Annotated in this window: 17 protein-coding genes; 12 read left to right on the forward strand and 5 right to left on the reverse strand. The window is 65.4% G+C overall.

Annotated elements, in window-relative coordinates; genetic code table 11:
- The first annotated feature begins 169 nt into the window (after positions 1-169).
- Entirely contained in the window at positions 170-1,471 is a 1,302-nt protein-coding gene (locus AB4Y79_RS11070; RefSeq protein WP_441861462.1) for an ABC transporter substrate-binding protein, read from the forward strand.
- Positions 1,472-1,512: 41 nt separating this feature from the next.
- On the opposite strand, the gene AB4Y79_RS11075 is transcribed toward AB4Y79_RS11070, so the two are convergent.
- The 5 genes from AB4Y79_RS11075 to sdhC all read right to left on the reverse strand — a co-directional run bounded on the left by AB4Y79_RS11075 (position 1,513) and on the right by sdhC (position 5,934).
- Positions 1,513-2,277 (reverse strand): alpha/beta hydrolase family protein, encoded by a 765-nt coding sequence (locus AB4Y79_RS11075; RefSeq protein WP_441861465.1) that lies wholly within the window; start codon positions 2,275-2,277, stop codon positions 1,513-1,515.
- A 119-nt stretch (positions 2,278-2,396) separates the two neighbouring features.
- Complete coding sequence (locus tag AB4Y79_RS11080) at positions 2,397-3,179, reverse strand: succinate dehydrogenase iron-sulfur subunit (protein WP_018761929.1); 783 nt, start codon at positions 3,177-3,179, stop codon at positions 2,397-2,399.
- A 1-nt stretch (position 3,180) separates the two neighbouring features.
- Positions 3,181-4,980 (reverse strand): succinate dehydrogenase flavoprotein subunit, encoded by a 1,800-nt coding sequence (gene sdhA / locus AB4Y79_RS11085; RefSeq protein ID WP_308931674.1) that lies wholly within the window; start codon positions 4,978-4,980, stop codon positions 3,181-3,183.
- Positions 4,981-5,088: 108 nt separating this feature from the next.
- A complete protein-coding gene (locus AB4Y79_RS11090) occupies positions 5,089-5,550 on the reverse strand; it encodes a succinate dehydrogenase hydrophobic membrane anchor subunit (protein ID WP_441861469.1) in 462 nt (153 codons plus the stop codon).
- A 3-nt stretch (positions 5,551-5,553) separates the two neighbouring features.
- Positions 5,554-5,934, reverse strand: coding sequence for a succinate dehydrogenase, cytochrome b556 subunit (gene sdhC / locus AB4Y79_RS11095; protein ID WP_081624141.1), 381 nt, complete (start codon positions 5,932-5,934; stop codon positions 5,554-5,556).
- Between the two features lie 281 nt (positions 5,935-6,215).
- On the opposite strand from sdhC, the gene AB4Y79_RS11100 reads away from it, so the two are divergent.
- The 11 genes from AB4Y79_RS11100 to AB4Y79_RS11150 all read left to right on the forward strand — a co-directional run bounded on the left by AB4Y79_RS11100 (position 6,216) and on the right by AB4Y79_RS11150 (position 18,633).
- On the forward strand, positions 6,216-7,349 hold the full coding sequence (locus AB4Y79_RS11100; RefSeq protein ID WP_441861473.1) for a mannose-1-phosphate guanylyltransferase: 1,134 nt from the start codon (positions 6,216-6,218) through the stop codon (positions 7,347-7,349).
- Positions 7,350-7,448: 99 nt separating this feature from the next.
- Positions 7,449-8,666 carry an amidohydrolase gene (locus AB4Y79_RS11105; protein ID WP_308931672.1) on the forward strand — a complete coding sequence of 406 codons (1,218 nt, stop codon included), beginning with the start codon at positions 7,449-7,451 and terminating at the stop codon, positions 8,664-8,666.
- 186 nt (positions 8,667-8,852) lie between these two features.
- A complete protein-coding gene (locus AB4Y79_RS11110; protein ID WP_441861476.1) occupies positions 8,853-9,287 on the forward strand; it encodes a MarR family winged helix-turn-helix transcriptional regulator in 435 nt (144 codons plus the stop codon).
- 46 nt (positions 9,288-9,333) lie between these two features.
- On the forward strand, positions 9,334-9,765 hold the full coding sequence (locus AB4Y79_RS11115) for an organic hydroperoxide resistance protein (protein WP_387457224.1): 432 nt from the start codon (positions 9,334-9,336) through the stop codon (positions 9,763-9,765).
- Positions 9,762-10,778: an NADP-dependent oxidoreductase gene (locus AB4Y79_RS11120; RefSeq protein ID WP_441861480.1), complete on the forward strand. Its 1,017-nt coding sequence runs from the start codon at positions 9,762-9,764 to the stop codon at positions 10,776-10,778. The genes AB4Y79_RS11115 and AB4Y79_RS11120 overlap by 4 nt, the downstream gene beginning before the upstream one ends.
- Positions 10,779-11,045: 267 nt before the next feature.
- Entirely contained in the window at positions 11,046-12,158 is a 1,113-nt protein-coding gene (locus tag AB4Y79_RS11125) for a BMP family lipoprotein (protein ID WP_441861483.1), read from the forward strand.
- Positions 12,159-12,383: 225 nt separating this feature from the next.
- The gene (locus AB4Y79_RS11130; RefSeq protein WP_441861486.1) at positions 12,384-13,979 is read left to right on the forward strand and encodes an ABC transporter ATP-binding protein; all 1,596 of its coding nucleotides are present in this window, start codon (positions 12,384-12,386) and stop codon (positions 13,977-13,979) included.
- Positions 13,972-15,369 (forward strand): ABC transporter permease, encoded by a 1,398-nt coding sequence (locus tag AB4Y79_RS11135; RefSeq protein WP_441861490.1) that lies wholly within the window; start codon positions 13,972-13,974, stop codon positions 15,367-15,369. The genes AB4Y79_RS11130 and AB4Y79_RS11135 overlap by 8 nt, the downstream gene beginning before the upstream one ends.
- Positions 15,366-16,886 carry an ABC transporter permease gene (locus tag AB4Y79_RS11140; RefSeq protein WP_441861493.1) on the forward strand — a complete coding sequence of 507 codons (1,521 nt, stop codon included), beginning with the start codon at positions 15,366-15,368 and terminating at the stop codon, positions 16,884-16,886. Before AB4Y79_RS11135 ends, AB4Y79_RS11140 begins: the two co-directional genes overlap by 4 nt.
- 5 nt (positions 16,887-16,891) lie before the next feature.
- Positions 16,892-17,314, forward strand: coding sequence for a cytidine deaminase (locus AB4Y79_RS11145; protein ID WP_441861496.1), 423 nt, complete (start codon positions 16,892-16,894; stop codon positions 17,312-17,314).
- On the forward strand, positions 17,311-18,633 hold the full coding sequence (locus AB4Y79_RS11150; RefSeq protein ID WP_441861499.1) for a thymidine phosphorylase: 1,323 nt from the start codon (positions 17,311-17,313) through the stop codon (positions 18,631-18,633). Before AB4Y79_RS11145 ends, AB4Y79_RS11150 begins: the two co-directional genes overlap by 4 nt.
- Position 18,634 lies beyond the last annotated feature (1 nt).

Raw genomic sequence — 18,634 nt, forward strand, 5'->3', positions numbered from 1 at the left:
GGCGGCCCGCTGTCAACCGCCCTTTTGCATTCCGCGCTGCCAAAAACTATCGGAGCTGTAAGGAAACGCTGTGTTGAACATGTCCTGTGATGATGGGCTCTTGACGTCGGAAGCAGGGCTTTGATACGTTTCACGAAACCGCTTTCCCATCTCGGAAGAAGCTTGCCCAATGACGCGAAAAGTTATCCGAAGTCTTCGTAAATCAACTGCCATCCTGGCGGCCGTGGCACTCCTGGGTCTCACCTCCGCATGCTCCAGCACCCCATCGAACAAGGCCGAGGACGGGCCTGTTGAAATCCGGTTTTCCTGGTGGGGCAACGCGGGCCGTGCCGACCTGACCAACAAGGCCATTGCCGAATTCGAGAAGGCCAACCCGAACATCAAGGTCAAGCCGGAGTACGGGGACATCGGCGGATACTTCGACAAGCTCGCCACCCAGGTAGCCGCCAACGATGCTCCCGATGTCATCACCATGGGTGGCGCCTATCCGGCGGAGTACGCCAACCGGGGTGCCTTGCTGGATTTGTCCACGGTGAACGGCCCGCTGGATCTGTCCAGGATGGACCAGGGCGCATTGGAAAACGGCCAGGTCAAAGGCAAGCAATACGGGGTGTCCACCGGCGCCAACGCCCTGGCCATCGTCGTCAATCCGGCGGTGTTCGCAGCTGCGGGAGTGCCGCTGCCGGATGACGGCACCTGGAGCTGGGACGACTTCGCGAAAATCGCGGCGGATGTCACGGCACACAGTCCGAAGGGAACCTATGGAACCGCAACGGTGCTCACCCACGACTCCCTGGACGCCTTCGCCCGCCAGCGGGGTGAATCGCTGTACACCCAGGACGGGCAGTTGGGGCTGGGCAAGGAAACTGTCCAGGACTACTTTGACTACTCGCTGAAATTGAGCGGGACCGGGGCGGCTCCAAGCGCCTCCGAGACCGTCGAGAAGCTCAACGTCAGCACCGAGCAAACGCTCATGGGCATGGGTAAAGCTGCCATGATGCTCACCTGGAGCAACTCACTGTCCGCCCTCAGCAAGGCCTCCGGCGCCGACCTCAAGCTGCTCAAGCTCCCGGGCGAAACACCCACGCCCGGGATCTGGCTCCAGTCCTCGCAGTTCTACACCATCTCGGCCCGCAGCAAGCACACGGACGCTGCGGCAAAGCTTGTCAGCTTCCTGGTCAACGACCAATCGGCGGCCAAAATCATCCAGAGCGACAGGGGCGTTCCCAGCAACGCCGACATGCGCAGCGCCATCAAGGACATGCTCACACCACAGGGCAAGGTGGAGGCCGACTACATCAACCGGATCGGCAAGATGGACTTCGCCCCCACCTACATCGGACCCACAGGCTCAACCGCCGTCTCCGAGATCACTGCCCGGATCAACACCGATGTCCTGTTCAAGCGGCTGGCGCCGGACAAGGCGGCAGAGCAGTGGATCAGCGAGAGCAAGGCTGCCATCGGCAAGTAGAAGCAGGGCTGCCGGGGGTACGCCCTGGAACGGGGTGCGTTTCAGGCGTCGAGGTACTGATCGGCCCAGGCCGCGATGATCCGGGCCGCGCGGGCTGCCTGCCCCTTGCCGGTCAGCAGGTGGTCGCTTCCCTCGAGGGAGACAAAATTGCGGGGGTGCCGGGCGGTCTGGAAGATCGTGCTGGCGTTCTCAATCCCCACCGTGTTGTCGGTGGGGGAGTGCAGCACCATCAGCGGCTTGTGCAACTGGCGGATGCAGTCAGTCAGGTCGGCGTTCTCCAGGTCCTCCACGAAGTGACGGCGGATCTCCACCCGCTTCCCGCCCAGGTCTACCTCCGCGCTGCCCTCGCTGAGGATCCTGTCGAGGGCGGTATCAAAAACGTGTGCCACGTGCTTGGGGGAGAAGGGCGCGCCGACTGTCGCCACGGCGTCGAGCTCGGGAATCTCCCGCGCGGCCGCCAGCACGGCGGCACCGCCAAAGGAATGTCCCACCAGCAGCGAGATCTCTCTTCCCTCCGCGCGCATGAACTCCGCGGCCTTCACCGTATCAGCCACTTTGTGGCTGAACGAGCCTGCGGACCACTCGCCGCCGGAGCCGCCCAGGCCCAGGTTGTCGAACCGCAGCATACCGATGCCGCTGTCGGCCAGTGCCTTGCACATCCGGGAAGCGGAGGGGCTGTCCTTGCCCAGGGTGAAACCGTGCGAGAAAACTCCCCAGCCCTTGACGTCGCCCTCCGGGACGTCGATGATTCCGGACAGCGTCTCGCCGGTTGAGCCTGCAAAGGATACTTTTTCGGAGCGGGACAAGAAGATCCCCTTTCGTGCGTGCGGGCCTGGTTGCTGCGGTGATGATACGACGACGACGGCGCCCCCACCACGGATGGTGAGCGGCGCCGTCGGCTGTTACAAATGGTGCTGGACGTACCCTAGATCTTGCGGGCGAGGATGGCCTGCTTGACCTCGGCGATGGCCTGGGTGACCTGGATGCCGCGGGGGCACGCCTCGGAGCAGTTGAAGGTGGTGCGGCAGCGCCACACGCCTTCCTTGTCATTGAGGATCTCCAGGCGCATGTCGCCGGCGTCATCACGGGAATCAAAGATGAAGCGGTGGGCATTGACGATCGCGGCAGGGCCGAAGTACTGCCCGTCCGTCCAGAACACCGGGCAGGAGGACGTGCACGCAGCACACAGGATGCACTTTGTGGTGTCGTCAAAGCGCTCACGGTCCTCCGCGGACTGCAGTCGCTCCCGGGTGGGCTCGTGGCCCTTGTTGATCAGGAAGGGCATGACCTCGCGGTAGGACTGGAAGAAGGGCTCCATGTCCACGATCAGGTCCTTCTCCACCGGCAGGCCCTTGATGGGCTCCACCGTGATGGGCTTTGACGTGTCCAGGTCCTTCAGCAGCGTCTTGCACGCGAGGCGGTTGCGGCCGTTGATGCGCATGGCATCGGAGCCGCACACGCCGTGGGCGCAGGAGCGACGGAAGGAAAGGGTTCCGTCCGTCTCCCACTTCACCTTGTGGAGGGCGTCCAGGACACGGTCCGTGCCGTACATGGTGAGGTGGAAGTCGTCCCAGGTGGCTTCCTCGGAAACCTCCGGGTTGTACCGGCGGACCCGCAGGTGGACATCGAACGTGGGGATTTCCCCGCCTCCGCCTACGCCGGCGGGCAGTTCAACCTTTGAGGCTGGCTCAGCGATTTCAGCGGTCATCTTAGTACTTCCTCACCATCGGCTCGTAGCGGGTAAAGACAACCGGCTTGGTGGCGAGGCGGATGCCGGCGATTGATTCCGCCGATCCGTCGGCCGGCGCATGGTCATCCTTGTACGCCATGGAGTGCTTCATGAATTTCTCGTCGTCACGCTCGGGGAAGTCCTCGCGGAAGTGCCCGCCGCGGGATTCCTCGCGGTGCAGGGCGGCCACGGTCATGACCTTGGCCAGTTCCAGCAGGAAGCCGAGTTCAACGGCCTCGAGCAGGTCCAGATTAAAGCGCTTGCCCTTGTCCTGGACGTTGATGTGCTTGTACCGCTCCTCGAAGGAAGCGATGTCGCGCAACACCTGGTTCAGGGTATCCGCCGTGCGGAACACCTGCATGTTGGCGTCCATGGTGTCCTGCAGTTCCTTGCGGATCTGGGCCACCTTTTCCTCGCCGGTGCCGTTGCGGGCAATGTCCAGCAGTTCGGTGGTGTAGGCCAGCGGGTTCTCCGGCAGTTCCACGAAATCGGCGGTCTTGGCGTACTCTGCGGCGGCCACGCCGGCGCGCTTGCCGAACACGTTGATGTCCAGCAGGGAGTTGGTGCCCAGGCGGTTGGAGCCGTGGACGGACACGCAGGCCACTTCACCGGCAGCGTAGAGGCCCGGCACCACGGTGTCGTTGTCCTGCAGGACCTCTGTGGTGATGTTGGTGGGGATGCCGCCCATGGCGTAGTGGGCGGTGGGGAACACGGGAACGGGTTCCGTGTAGGGCTCCACGCCCAGGTAGGTCCGGGCGAACTCTGTGATGTCCGGGAGCTTGGCGTCGATGTGCGCCGGCTCCAGGTGGGTCAGGTCCAGGAGGACGTAATCCTTGTTCGGACCGCAGCCGCGGCCTTCACGGACCTCGTTGGCCATGGAGCGGGCCACGATGTCACGGGGAGCCAGGTCCTTGATAGTGGGAGCGTAACGCTCCATGAAGCGCTCACCCTCGGAGTTGCGCAGGATGGCACCTTCGCCACGGGCGGCTTCAGAGAGCAGGATGCCCAGGCCGGCAAGGCCGGTGGGGTGGAACTGGAAGAATTCCATGTCCTCCAGCGGGATGCCGCGGCGGAAGGCGATGCCCATGCCGTCGCCCGTGAGGGTGTGTGCATTGGAGGTGGTCTTGAAGACCTTGCCGGCGCCGCCGGAGGCGAACACCACGGACTTTGCCTGGAAGACGTGCAGTTCACCGGAGGCGAGATCGTAGGACACGACGCCGGCCACGCGCTTCTGCTTGAAGGGCGTGCCGTCCTCGCGGACAGCGTCCTCTTCGACCGTCAGCAGGTCCAGGACGTAGTACTCGTTGTAGAACTCAACGTTGTGCTTGACACAGTTTTGGTACAGGGTCTGCAGGATCATGTGGCCGGTGCGGTCTGCGGCGTAGCAGGCACGGCGGACAGGAGCCTTGCCGTGGTCGCGGGTGTGGCCGCCGAAGCGCCGCTGGTCGATGCGTCCCTCGGGCGTGCGGTTGAAGGGCAGGCCCATCTTCTCGAGGTCCAGCACAGCGTCGATGGCTTCCTTGGCCATGACCTCGGCAGCGTCCTGGTCAACCAGGTAGTCGCCGCCCTTGACGGTGTCGAACGTGTGCCATTCCCAGTTGTCTTCCTCGACATTGGCAAGGGCTGCACACATGCCACCCTGTGCCGCACCCGTGTGCGAGCGGGTGGGGTAGAGCTTGGTCAGTACTGCTGTGCGCGCGCGCTGACCGGACTCGATCGCGGCGCGCATGCCAGCGCCACCGGCACCGACGATGACGACGTCGTACTTATGGACCTGCATACCAGACGCTCTTTCTCTCAAAATTCGCTATCAAACAACGGGGCGGCTTTGCCTGCTCCGCAAAACAGGGCCCGCGGGTAAGCCCGCGGGCCCGGGGTTGTGCCTGAACTAGGCAGGGCAGAATCCGCCCGGAAGCGCAACGCCGTCCACCACGGGGCACGGGTTGAAGGTGAAGATCACCAAGGTGCCCAGGAGGATGATGACGACGGCGGCCGCGTACAGGACGGTCTTCAGCCAGCGGCGGGTCCCCGTCTTTTCGGCGTAGTCGTTAATGATGGTCCGCACACCGTTGGTGCCGTGCAGCATTGCCAGCCACAGCATCGCCAGGTCCCAGACCTGCCAGAACGGATCCGCCCACTTGCCGGCCACGAAACCGAAGTCGATGGCGTGGATGCCTTCGCCGACCATGAGGTTAACGAACAGGTGCCCGAAGATGAGGACCACCAGCACCACACCGGAAAGGCGCATGAACAGCCAGGCGATCATCTCGAAGTTGCCGCGCGAACCGCCGCTCCGGCGGTATTGGGGAGCTACCCGACCGCTGCGGGGGCTCTCGATCGTTGCAGTCATGGCTTAGTGACCTCCGAGGGCGAGGGACAGGTGGCGGATGGAGAACGCAAGCATGGTCACGATCCAGAGAGCCAGGACTGCCCACAGCATCTGGCGCTGGTACTTGGCGCCCTTCTTCCAGAAGTCGACCGCAATGATCCGCAGGCCGTTGAAGGCGTGGAACACGATGGCGGCGACAAGGCCGGTCTCGCCCAGCGCCATCAGCGGGTTCTTGTAGGCGCCGATCACTGCGGTGTAGGCCTCCGGCGACACACGCACCAACGAGGTGTCCAGGACGTGGACCAACAAGAAGAAAAAGATCACTACACCGGTAATGCGGTGTCCTACCCAGGACCACATGCCTTCACGGCCGCGGTACAAGGTGCCAGCTGGTTTTGTCGGCACTGATAAACCTCCCTGCACACAGCGGCGCTGGCATGAGATCCATGCGGGGGGAACGCCTGCTGCGAGAGCACTCGTAGCTCAGGCCTAAATCTAGGCTTCGCTTACAGCTTATTCAATTTAGGAGATTCTTGGAGACCAGCACTGGAGCGGTTTTTTGGCGAGAATGAGACGAACGCCACACGGATGCAGTCTATTGGGCTCTGCGATGACGGGCTGCAGCGGTGAACGGCTCATGACGGGGCGCAGCTGCCGGCCGCGGCCTGTCAGCTAAAGTAGCCGTGATGAGTACAGACAAAGTGACAAGCCCGGCCTCACCCCTTGACCGCTTCATTGCGGTGATTCCGGCAGGCGGAGTGGGGACCCGCCTCTGGCCCCTGTCACGAGCAGCAGCTCCAAAGTTCCTTCACGATCTCACCGGATCGGGCAGCACCTTGTTGCGCGCCACCTACGACCGGCTGCATCCGCTCGCGGGCCGCCGGGTGCTGGTGGTCACGGGCAAGGCGCACCGCGAAGCCGTGTGCCGCCAGCTTCCCGAGGTCCAGGACGCCGACCTCATCCTGGAATCGGAGCCCAAGGACTCGGCCGCGGCGATCGGCCTTGCCGCCGCCATCCTGCACGAGCGCGACCCCGACACCATCATGGGATCCTTCGCCGCCGACCAGGTCATCAGCCCCGACCACCTCTTCCAGGAAGCCGTCCGGGAGGCAATCCACACCGCCGCCGCCGGCAAGATCGTGACCATCGGCATCAAGCCCACGCACCCGTCAACCGGATTCGGCTACATCCGCTCCGGCAAGTCGCTGCACATCGACGGAGCGCCCAGCGCCCACGATGTGGTGGAGTTCGTCGAAAAGCCCGACGAAGTGGTGGCCCAGCAGTACGTGGACAGCGGTGACTACGTGTGGAACGCCGGCATGTTCGTGGCACCCGTGGCACTCATGCTCAAGCACCTTGAGGCCAACCAGCCGGAGCTGTTCAAGGGCCTGCAGGAAATCGCGCAAGCCTGGGACACGCCCGAGCGTGACGAAGTCACTGCCCGGATCTGGCCCACCCTGCCCAAGATCGCCATCGACTACGCAGTGGCCGAGCCCGCCGCCGAAGCCGGGGATGTCGCCGTCGTGCCCGGGACCTTCCGGTGGGACGACGTTGGCGACTTCGCCTCCGTTGGCCGCCTCAACAGCGCGAAGGAAGTGGACGACGTCACCGTCCTGGGCGAAGGCGCGCGGGTATTCACCGAGAACTCAAGCGGTGTTGTGGTCACGGATACCAAGCGCGTCATCGCGCTGATCGGCATCCAGGATGTTGTCATCGTGGACACGCCCGACGCCCTGCTGGTCACCACCATGGCCAATTCCCAGCGGGTCAAGGCAGCGGTCGATGCCCTCAAAGCCAGCGGCGACACGGACGTCCTGTGAGCGCTTCACCTGCCGGCGCATCGCGCGCCGGCAGGAGCACGTTGTAACGGGGCGTCAGTGAATGGCCCTTATCGGGGCCGCGATCGCTAGAGTAAAACAGTGCGCAATTACACTACTGAAGCCGAGCCCACCGCCCTGGTGGCTCCGTGGCTTGAACCGCTCCTGCCGGAACTGATCGAATTCCGGCGGGACCTGCATGCGCACCCGGAGCTGTCCTTCAAGGAGTTCCGCACCACCGACAAACTGGCTGAACGGCTCGAAGCCGCCGGGCTGAGCCCGCGCCGCCTGGAAGGCACCGGCCTCACCGTGGACGTCGGCGAAGGCCCCATCGCCACCGCGCTGCGCGGCGACATAGATGCGCTGCCCATCATCGAGGAGACCGGCCTGGCGTTCGCGTCCAGGAACCACGGTGTCACCCACGCCTGCGGCCACGACGTGCACACCACCACCATGCTTGGCATTGCCCTGGTATTGCAGCGGATGCACCAGGAATCGCCGCTTGGCGCAACAGTGCGGATCATCTTCCAGCCCGCCGAGGAAACCATGCCCGGCGGCGCACATGCGTGCATCGAGCAGGGCGTGCTGGAGGGCGTCCCGAGGATCCTTGCGCTGCATTGCGATCCCCGCATCGAGGTGGGCAAGGTCGGAACCCGGATCGGGGCCATCACGTCGGCCTCGGACACCATCAGGATTGAACTTTCCGGCCGCGGCGGCCACACGTCACGCCCGCACCTCACCGAGGACCTCGTCTTCGCCCTGGCCCAGATCGCCGTCAACGTGCCGGCTGTCCTGTCCCGCCGGGTTGATGTCCGCAGCGGAGTGTCCGTGGTGTGGGGCCAGATCACCGCCGGCTCGGCGCCCAACGCCATTCCCGGCTCGGGGTACATGGCAGGAACCATGCGCTGCCTGGACCGCGACGCCTGGCACGCCGCCGGCGAACTCCTCGACGAAGTGGTCCACCAGGTGGCGGCACCCTACGGAGTGGATGTCCACCTGGAGCACACCAGGGGAGTGCCGCCCGTGGTGAATTCCGAGCATGAAACGGCCATCATCGAGGCGGCCGCGCGGGCAGAGATCGGCGAGAGCGCCGTGGTGCTGACCCCGCAATCCATGGGCGGCGAGGACTTCGCCTGGTTCCTGGCGGAACTTCCCGGGGCCATGATGCGCCTGGGCACCAAGACGCCCGGTGGCGAGGACTATGACCTCCACCGCGGCGACTACATCCTGGACGAACGCTCGCTCGGCCTGGGTATCCGGGTGCTCACTGCGGCAGCGTTGAGGACCATCAGGGACCTCGAGCAGCCGCCCGCAGTGTAGCCGCCCGGCGGGCCGGCCACACCGGGGCGTCCAAGCCCTGCGGGCTGTCCATGCCGGGCCGCTACACCCTGCGGGCTGTCCATGCCCGCCGCCGGAAACGTTCCACGATCACGACGACGGCCAACGTGAGGGTGCTTTGGCTCCAGTTAAGTTGTGCACAATTGAATTGTGAGCTATGGTTTTGTCATGACCGAAGCTCCTCGCCTGGACCGCCAAGTGTGCTTTGCCTTGTATTCGGCCTCCCGGGCCGCCACCGCCGTGTACCGGCCCGTGCTGGACGAGCTGGGGCTCACCTACCCGCAGTATTTGGTGATGCTGGTGCTGTGGGAAAGCGAGCCACGCGGCGTCAAGGAACTGGGCGGGGAACTCGGACTCGACTCGGGGACCCTGTCGCCCCTGCTCAAGCGGCTGGAAGCACTGGGGCTCGTGGAACGCCGGCGGTCCGGCGAGGATGAACGCCGCGTGGCAATCCACCTCACACCGGCAGGGCGCGACCTCAGCGGCCCGGCCCGGGCCATCCCGCAGCGGCTGGCCGACGCCGCAGGGCTCTCGAACGGGGAGCTCGAACAACTGCGCGCCACCCTGGGCAAGCTCACGGCCGCACTGCACCAGTCGCTCTAAGCGGCGACACACTGCACCATCCCACCAACAGGACGGACACCTTTTCGTGAAGACCCTCTACACCGCTGAGGCGCTTGCCTCGGGCGAAGGCCGTGACGGCACAGCACGCAGCAACGACGGCAAGCTGGCAGTGGACCTGGCCAGCCCCGTGGAGCTGGGCGGCAGCGGCCGCGGCACCAACCCTGAACAGCTGTTCGCTGCCGGCTACGCCGCCTGCTTCCACTCCGCACTGCGCCTGGTAGGCCGCAAGGCAGGCGCCGACCTCACCGATTCGGCAGTGGCAGCGAAGGTCCACCTGGGACAGCTGGACGGCGGAACCGGCTTCGGGCTTGCCGCCGAACTGGAAATCGCCCTGCCGGCGCTGGACCTTTCCACCGCCGAAGAACTGGTGGCCAAAGCGCATGAAGTCTGCCCCTACTCGAACGCCACCCGGGGCAACATCAACGTTGACATCAAGATTTTGGAGTACGCAGCATGAGCACAGCACTTGCCACCACCACCCGTGAAATCCGGCTGGCCTCGCGCCCCGTGGGACGTCCCTCCAGCGACAACTTCGAACTCGCAGGGTCCCCGCTTCCCGCCCTTGAGGACGGCCAGATCCTGGTCCGGAACCTCTTCATGTCGGTGGACCCCTACATGCGGGGCCGGATGAATGACGTGAAGTCCTACTCCGCGCCGTTCGCCGTTGGCAAAGCGCTCGACGGCGGTGCGGTGGGCGAGGTGATCGCGTCCCGTTCGTCGGCACACAAGGAGGGTGACGTCGTCGTGCATTCCCTCGGCTGGCGGGAGCACGCCGTCGTTGACGGTGCTGCCACCACCCCGGCCCGCACGGACCTGGCACCGGCCTCCGCCTTCCTTGGCGCCCTGGGCATGACCGGGCTGACGGCGTACTCCGGCCTCTTGAAGGTCGCCGAATTCAAGCCGGGGGACGCTGTGTTCGTCTCCGGTGCCGCCGGTGCCGTGGGTTCCCTGGTGGGGCAGATCGCCAAGGCCATGGGGGCCTCCCGCGTGATCGGCTCGGCCGGCTCGCCTGCCAAGGTGGCACGGCTCCTCGAGCTTGGCTTTGACGCAGCCTTCGACTACCACGACGGTCCGGTGGTCGAGCAGCTGCAGAAGGCCGCAGGCCCCGCCGGCATCGACGTCTACTTCGACAATGTCGGCGGCGAACACCTCGAGGCCGCCCTGGCAGTCCTCAATGTGGGTGGCCGGGTGGCAATGTGCGGCGCCATCGCGCAGTACAACTCCACCGAACCCACCCCTGCGCCGCACAACCTGATGCAGGCCATCGGCAAGCAACTGACCCTGCGCGGTTTCCTGGTGGGCGGACAGCGGCAGCACGCGGCGGAGTTCGCGGAGAAAATGGCAGGCTGGCTGGCAGACGGTACCGTGCGCTACGACAAGACGATCGTGGACGGACTGGAGAACGCGCCGCAGGCATTCATGGATCTCCTGGACGGCGCGAACACCGGAAAAATGCTGGTCCGGCTGTAGTGCAGCAGTAGCCGCAACCAAAGAACCACAAGCAGTAGGGGCGCCTCCAATGGGGGCGCCCCTACTGCTTGGTAACAACTTGTAAACAATCTTCGGGGTCAGCTCCCGCCGTGCTATGGGGACGTGGCGCAGGCCACTAAAGTAAGTGCCATCAGTGCGCTCCTGCGCAGTGCTGCGTGCCCTCAGTGAAAACAGAATTTCAGCGCCGAAACGGACACTCATTGAATTCCAGCCCGTAGTGCCACTCGCATCATCCCTGGAGGAAAATTGAAGAAATCACTGCGTGCCGGCTTCAAGCGCGGTTCAATGGCCGGTGTGGCCACCCTCGGTGCGTCCGCCTTGCTGCTCACCGGTTGTGGTGCCGCCCCGTCCGCGTCCGGCCCCTCTGGTTCAGCTACCGCATCGGACTACACCGCATGCATGGTGTCCGACTCCGGTGGATTCGACGACAAGTCGTTCAACCAGTCCGGCTACGAGGGCCTGCAGAGCGCGGTCAAGGACCTCGGCATCCAGGAGAAGCACGTCCAGTCCAAGGCTGACACCGACTACGACCCCAACCTCCGCTCGATGGTCCAGCAGGGCTGCAAGCTCACCGTGACCGTCGGCTTCCTGCTCGGCGACGCCACCAAGTCCATCGCGACGGCCAACCCGAACAGCCACTTCGCCATCATCGACTACAACGACCCCACGTTCCCCAAGAACGTCAAGCCGATCGTCTATGACACGGCCCAGGCTGCATTCCTGGCCGGCTACCTGGCAGCAGGCACCTCCAAGACCGGGAAGGTCGCAACCTTCGGTGGCATCAACATCCCCACCGTCACCATCTTCATGGACGGCTTTGCCGACGGCGTGAAGTACTACAACGAGAAGAAGGGCAAGAGCGTCCAGCTCATCGGCTGGGACAAGGACAAGCAGGACGGCACCTTCGTCGGCGACTTCAAGCAGGTGGACAAGGGCAAGGTCCTGACCCAGGGCTTCCTTGACCAGGGCGCAGACATTGTCCTTCCCGTGGCCGGACCCGTCGGAGGCGGCGCGGGCAGCGCCATCCTCGACGCCAAGTCCAAGGGCAAGGACGCCAAGCTCATCTGGGTTGACTCCGATGGCTACCTGACTGCCCAGGACTACAAGTCAGTGATCCTCTCCTCCGTCCAGAAGACCATGGCCACCGCTGTGGAGACGGTCATCAAGGACGACAAGGACGGCAAGTTCGACGCATCGCCGTACATCGGAACCCTCGCAAACGGCGGCGTGGCCCTGGCTCCGTTCCACGACCTCGACTCCGCCGTGCCGGCAGACCTCAAGAGCGAACTGGACCAGCTCAAGAAGGACATCATCTCCGGCACCGTCAAGGTCGAGTCGAAGTCCAGCCCCACCAAGTAGCACCGAACCGCGGGGCGCGCTGCCCTTCCGCCGTTACCCCGGCCGGAGGGCAGCGCGTTCTGTTTTGCTGGCAACGTACGGTCGTCAGCACCATGCCCGCGGTCCCTTTTGCCGCCTGCCCGCCCTGCCCAGGAACCACCCGTGACACTAGGCTGGGACTACCCGCTGCCTCGCCGCCGACAGCGCGCCGGAGCAGATCCATACACACACAGATTGGTTGGGGTTTTGAAACTCGAACTGAGAGGGATCACGAAGCGATTCGGGTCCTTGGTAGCCAATGACCACATCGATTTGGTCGTCGAACCGGGGCAGGTGCACTGCCTCCTGGGAGAGAACGGCGCAGGGAAATCCACCCTGATGAACGTGCTCTACGGCCTGTACAATCCGACCGACGGTGAAATCCTGGTCGATGGCAAGCCCGTTGCTTTCAAGGACCCCGGCGAGGCGATGGCGGCCGGCATCGGGATGGTCCACCAGCACTTCATGCTCATCCCGGTCTTCAGCGTGGCCGAGAATGTGGCGCTGGGCAATGAGACCACCAAAGCCGCCGGCCTCCTCAACCTGGAAGCCACGCGCGAGAAGATCCGCCGCATCTCGGACCAGTACGGATTCGACGTAGACCCCGATGCCATGGTGGAGGACCTGCCCGTCGGCGTCCAGCAGCGGGTCGAGATCATCAAGGCACTCGTTCGTGATGCCGAGGTGCTCATCCTCGATGAACCCACCGCCGTGTTGACGCCGCAGGAGACCGACGAACTCCTGGACATCATCCGGCAGCTGAAACGGGACGGTAAGTCGATCGTCTTCATCTCCCACAAACTGCGGGAAGTCAAAGCCATCTCGGACACCATCACGGTCATCCGCCGCGGCAAGGTGGTGGGGCAGGCGGATCCCACAGCTTCCCCCACCGAGCTGGCGTCCGCCATGGTGGGCCGCACGGTGAGCCTGACACTCGAGAAGGCACCGGCCAAGACCGGTGAGGTGACCTTCAAGGTCCGCAACCTGACCGTGACGGACCACAACGGCCAGCACGTGGTCGATGACCTGTCGTTCGACATCGCCAAGGGCGAAGTCCTCGCCATCGCGGGAGTGCAAGGCAACGGCCAGACGGAGCTGACCGAGGCGATCCTTGGCGTGCAGCCGCACGTGGCCGGGTCCATCACGCTCGACGGCGAGGAACTGCTGGGCAAGAGCGTCAAGCATGTCCTCGGTGCGGGCGTGGGCTTCGTCCCCGAGGACCGCACCCTTGACGGCCTGGTGGGCACGTTCACCATCTCCGAGAACATGATCCTGGACCTCTACGACAAGGCGCCCTTCGCCCGTGGCGTGGGGATGAAACCGGGGGTGATCGCAGAGAACGCGGCCAGGAAGGTCGAGGAATTCGACGTCCGCACGCCCTCCGTGTCCGCCGCGGTGGGCACCCTCTCCGGCGGCAACCAGCAGAAGGTGGTCCTGGCCCGGGAGCTCTCCCGTCCGCTCCGGCTGTTCATCGCTTCGCAGCCCACACGCGGGCTTGACGTCGGCTCGATCGAGTTCGTCCACAAGCGCGTCATCGCCGAACGTGACCACGGAACGCCGGTCATGATCGTGTCCACGGAACTTGACGAAGTCCTGCAGCTGGCAGACCGGATCGCGGTGCTCTACCGCGGCCGGCTGGTGGGGATCGTACCCGCCACCACGTCCCGCGATGTGCTGGGGCTGATGATGGCCGGTGTCCCGGCCGCGGAAGCCGAAGCCAGCGCCTCCGCGCATGCCTCCGGCGCCACGACAACAGCGACGGTATCGGAGCCTGCCGGCCACGAAGGAGAATCCCATGTCTGAAAAGACAACCCCGGAACCGCAGGCCACAGGCCACACCAGCGCCCCTGAGCCCCCCGGGACCCAGGAGCCCGGCGGCACCACCTCCGAGGCTGTCGCCGCCGACGTCGTCCTGGACACCGCCGGCGGCCAGATGCCGCCGTCCGCCGTTCCGGCAGCCACCCAGCGGCGCGGCCGGGACCATGACCGGGACGGCAGTGGATCCGTCCTGCACCAGATCTTCACAGGCAACGCCATGGTCTCCTTCCTCTCCGTGCTGCTGGCCATCGTGCTCGGCGGCATCCTGATGGCAGTGACCAATCCGAAGGTCGCCGTCACCGCCGGCTACTTCTTCGCCCAGCCCGGAGACCTCCTGACCGAGGTCATCCGTCCCTACACCGCCCTGGTGCAGGGATCCATCTTCAACTGGGCCGGCGCCGACCTCGCCGCCCAGCTGTACCCGATCACCGAGACCCTCACTGTCGCAACCCCGCTGATCTGCGCCGGGCTCGGCGTCGCGCTGGCGTTCCGCGCCGGCCTGTTCAACATCGGTGCCCAAGGGCAGATCATCTTCGGCGCGCTCTTCGGCGCCTACGTCGGCTTCGCCTGGCACCTGCCCATCGGCCTGCACCTGCTGGTCGTCATCCTGGCCGGCCTGGTCGGCGGCGCGGTCTGGGGCGGCGTCGTAGGCCTGCTGAAGGCTCGGACCGGCGCACACGAGGTGATCGTGACCATCATGCTGAACTACATCGCCAACTTCCTGCTGCTGTTCCTGCTCACCACTCCGGCCTTCCAGCGCAAGGGTTCCACCAACCCGATCTCCCCTTTCCTTGACTCCACGGCATTGTTCCCCGAACTGCTCGGACCGCAATTCCGCCTGCACGCCGGCTTCCTGGTCGCGATCGCCGCCACCGCCTTCGTCTGGTGGCTGCTGAACCGCTCCACGATCGGTTTTGAATTCCGCGCCGTTGGAGCGAACCCCAGCGCTGCCCGCACCGCCGGCATCAACGTCGCCCGCAGCACCATCCTGGTGATGGCGATCGCCGGTGCCCTGGCGGGCCTGGCCGGCGTTGCCCAGGTGTCCGGCACGGAAAAGTACCTCTCCGGCGGTGTGGCCGCCTCCATCGGTTTTGATGCCATCACGGTCGCACTGCTGGGACGCTCCACGCCGTGGGGAACCTTCTTCGCGGGCCTGTTGTTCGGCGCCTTCCGCGCCGGTGGAGTGGCCATGCAGGCCCAGACACAGACGCCCATCGACATCGTGCTCGTCATCCAGTCCCTGATCGTGCTGTTCATCGCAGCACCGCCGCTGGTCCGTGCGATATTCGGACTCAACCCCCGTAAGAAGAAGACCACCACAAGTGGGACCGCAGGTTCGCGTACCGGCGGCGTCAAGAGCGGAGCGGCAGCATGAGCGCCACCACACAATCTCCGGCCGGCAAACAGCCCGGCACCGGGAAGGGAACCGGCAAGACATCCGGAGCCAGCCGCGCCGGAGGCCACGCAGGCACAACCGAACTGGTGAGCTGGAAGGCCGGCGTTGGCCTGGGCCTGCTCGCCATCCTGGGCACCGTGCTGTTCGGGTTCCTCGCCAACTCAAAATCTGCAGGTTTCCGGATCGCCGAAGCCCGCGACCCGAACGCTTCCTCCACCGCAGCGTGGATCACCCTCGCCGTGGCGCTGGCTGCCGCCGCCTATGTCGGCTACCGCTGGATCAGCCAGCGGCGGGAGGGCGGGGGAGTGGACCGCTGGATTCCAGCCACCACCATCGCCGCCGTCGCCGTCCTGGGCCTGGCCGCCCTGGGCGTCGCCAGGGTGGAAAAAATTACTGTGCCTTCGATGGCGCTGGGCTGGAGCTGTGCGGTCCTGCTGCTCGCACTGGCCGGGTACGCCTGTTTCCTGACCGTGCAGCGGCGGCGCACCCCCGGATGGCTGGGCGGCATCTTCGCGGTGGTCTTCCTGGTCGGATTCATGATCTGGATCGTCGCCGGCGGCCGTGACCCCGAACCCTCCATTTCCCTCGGCGGCCTCATGGCCGGCGCCGTGACCCTGGCAGTACCCCTGGTGTTCGGCTCACTGTCCGGCGTGCTGTGCGAACGGGCCGGGGTGGTCAACATCGCCATCGAAGGCCAGCTCCTGCTCGGTGCGTTCTCCGCCGCCGTCGTTGCCACCGTGACCGGGAATGTCTATGTGGGGCTCATCTCGGCGGCAGTCGCCGGTGCGCTGGTATCCCTCGTCCTGGCCGTGGTGAGCATCAAGTACCTCGTCAACCAGATCATCGTCGGCGTGGTCCTCAACGTCCTGATCAGCGGGCTCACCAGCTTCCTGTTCTCCACCCTGCTCACGGCGGACCCGGAACACCTCAACAAGCCCGGCCGGCTGCAGGCAGTGGATATTCCGTTCCTCGCCGACATCCCGATTGTCGGACCCATCCTGTTTCGCCAGTCCCTGGTGGGCTACCTCATGTACGTGGCCGTCATCGTCGTCTACGTCGGGCTGTTCCACACCAAGTGGGGCCTGCGCGTGCGTGCCGTCGGCGAACACCCGCAAGCGGCGGACACCGTGGGCATCAACGTCAACCGCACCCGCTTCATCAACGTCCTCATGGGCGGCGCGATCGCCGGAATCGGTGGTTCCTTTTTCACCCTGGTGTCGGTGGATGCGTTCAGCAAGGACATGTCCGGCGGCCGCGGCTACATCGCCCTCGCGGCCATGATCTTCGGCCGCTGGAACCCAATCGGGGCGTTCCTGGCCGCGCTGCTGTTCGGCTTCGCCGACAACCTGCAGAGCATCATCACCATCATCGGCTCGCCGGTGCCCAGCCAGTTCATGGCGATGCTGCCCTACGCCCTGACCGTGATCGCCGTCGCCGGGCTGGTGGGACGGTCCCGGCCGCCCGCGGCCGACGGCATACCGTACGTCAAAGGGTGACGGCCATGGATAAGGCAGCCGCCGCTCAGGGACAGAGCGTGGACTGGGAAGTGCTGGAGTCCGCCGCCGTCGCCGCCATGAAGAACGCCTACGCGCCGTATTCCAAATTCGCAGTGGGGGCTGCCGCCCTCACCACGGACGGCCGGATCGTCAGCGGCTGCAATGTGGAGAACGCCAGCTACGGGCTCACCCTGTGCGCCGAATGCGCCCTGGTAGGCAACCTGCACATGACCGGCGGCGGCCTGCTGCGCGCCTTCTACTGCGTCGACGCGGACGGTACGGTCCTGATGCCGTGCGGCCGCTGCCGGCAGCTGCTCTACGAATTCCGCGCCCCGGACATGGAACTCATGACCACCCAAGGCATCAGGACGATGGACCAGGTGCTGCCCGACGCATTTGGCCCCCAACATCTGGAGGAGACCCGGTGACCCAAACCACCAGCAACACCGAGGCGTTCGATGCCGTGGACATCATCCGCATCAAGCGTGACAAAGGCATCCTGAGCCCCGAACAGATCGACTGGACCATCGACGCCTACACGCGTGGAGCCATTGCCGACGAACAGATGGCGGCCCTGAACATGGCCATCCTGCTCAACGGCATGGACCGGGCGGAAATTGCCCGCTGGACCGCCGCGATGATCGCGTCCGGGGAGCGAATGGATTTCTCCAGCCTCAGGCGTCCCGACGGCGGCCTGAAGTACACCACGGACAAGCACTCCACCGGCGGGGTGGGGGACAAGATCACGTTGCCGCTGGCCCCCCTTGTGGCCGTTTTCGGCGTCGCCGTCCCGCAGCTTTCCGGCCGCGGCCTGGGCCACACGGGCGGCACCCTGGACAAGCTCGAGTCGATTCCCGGGTGGCGCGCAAGCCTGACCAACGACGAGATCCTGGCCCAGCTCCAGGACGTCGGGGCGGTGATCTGTGCCGCCGGTGCAGGCCTGGCACCCGCGGACAAGAAGCTCTACGCGCTCCGTGACGTGACCGGCACCGTGGAAGCCATCCCGCTCATCGCCTCGTCCATCATGAGCAAGAAGATCGCCGAGGGCACCGGCTCGCTGGTCCTTGACGTCAAGGTGGGCAGCGGCGCGTTCATGAAGGATGAGTCCCGGGCCCGGGAGCTGGCCGAGACCATGGTGGCCCTGGGCAAGGACGCCGGCGTCAACACGGTGGCCCTGCTGACCAACATGGACACGCCACTGGGACTCACTGCCGGCAACGCCATCGAAGTTGAGGAATCCGTGGAGGTACTTGCCGGCGGCGGCCCGGAAGACGTGGTGGAGTTGACCGTCCGGCTCGCCGAAGAGATGCTCGCCGCTGCGGGAGTGCACGACGCCGACCCCGCCGCCGCGCTCAAGGACGGCCGCGCCATGGACGTTTGGAACCGGATGATCTCCGCCCAGGGAGGCGATCCGCAGGCCGCCCTGCCCGTGGCCAGGGAATCCGACGTGCTCTACTCGCCCGCGGACGGAGTACTGGTGGAACTCGACGCCCTGGCTGTCGGTGTGGCCGCCTGGCGGCTGGGGGCCGGCCGTGCCCGCAAGGAGGATGCCGTCCAGGCCGGGGCCGGGGTGCGGATGCACGCCAAACCGGGCGCCACCGTACGGGCGGGGGAGCCTCTGATGACACTGCTAACCGACACGCCGGACCGGTTCGCCAGGGCCCGGGAAGCACTCGAACACGCGGTGGTCATCGCACCGGAGGGTTCGCGGCCTGCCCAGCAGCTGATTATCGACCGCATAGCATAGG

The organism is Pseudarthrobacter sp. YAF2, assembly GCF_052113345.1.
Classification (GTDB): domain Bacteria; phylum Actinomycetota; class Actinomycetes; order Actinomycetales; family Micrococcaceae; genus Arthrobacter.

What these genes read in the sequence shown, in the direction of transcription:
- AB4Y79_RS11070 (WP_441861462.1), top strand. Translation starts at nt 170, where the DNA reads ATGACGCGAAAAGTTATCCGAAGTCTTCGTAAATCAACTGCCATCCTG.
- AB4Y79_RS11080 (WP_018761929.1), bottom strand. Translation starts at nt 3,179, where the DNA reads ATGACCGCTGAAATCGCTGAGCCAGCCTCAAAGGTTGAACTGCCCGCC.
- sdhA (WP_308931674.1), bottom strand. Translation starts at nt 4,980, where the DNA reads ATGCAGGTCCATAAGTACGACGTCGTCATCGTCGGTGCCGGTGGCGCT.
- AB4Y79_RS11090 (WP_441861469.1), bottom strand. Translation starts at nt 5,550, where the DNA reads ATGACTGCAACGATCGAGAGCCCCCGCAGCGGTCGGGTAGCTCCCCAA.
- AB4Y79_RS11100 (WP_441861473.1), top strand. Translation starts at nt 6,216, where the DNA reads ATGAGTACAGACAAAGTGACAAGCCCGGCCTCACCCCTTGACCGCTTC.
- AB4Y79_RS11110 (WP_441861476.1), top strand. Translation starts at nt 8,853, where the DNA reads ATGACCGAAGCTCCTCGCCTGGACCGCCAAGTGTGCTTTGCCTTGTAT.
- AB4Y79_RS11120 (WP_441861480.1), top strand. Translation starts at nt 9,762, where the DNA reads ATGAGCACAGCACTTGCCACCACCACCCGTGAAATCCGGCTGGCCTCG.
- AB4Y79_RS11135 (WP_441861490.1), top strand. Translation starts at nt 13,972, where the DNA reads ATGTCTGAAAAGACAACCCCGGAACCGCAGGCCACAGGCCACACCAGC.
- AB4Y79_RS11140 (WP_441861493.1), top strand. Translation starts at nt 15,366, where the DNA reads ATGAGCGCCACCACACAATCTCCGGCCGGCAAACAGCCCGGCACCGGG.
- AB4Y79_RS11145 (WP_441861496.1), top strand. Translation starts at nt 16,892, where the DNA reads ATGGATAAGGCAGCCGCCGCTCAGGGACAGAGCGTGGACTGGGAAGTG.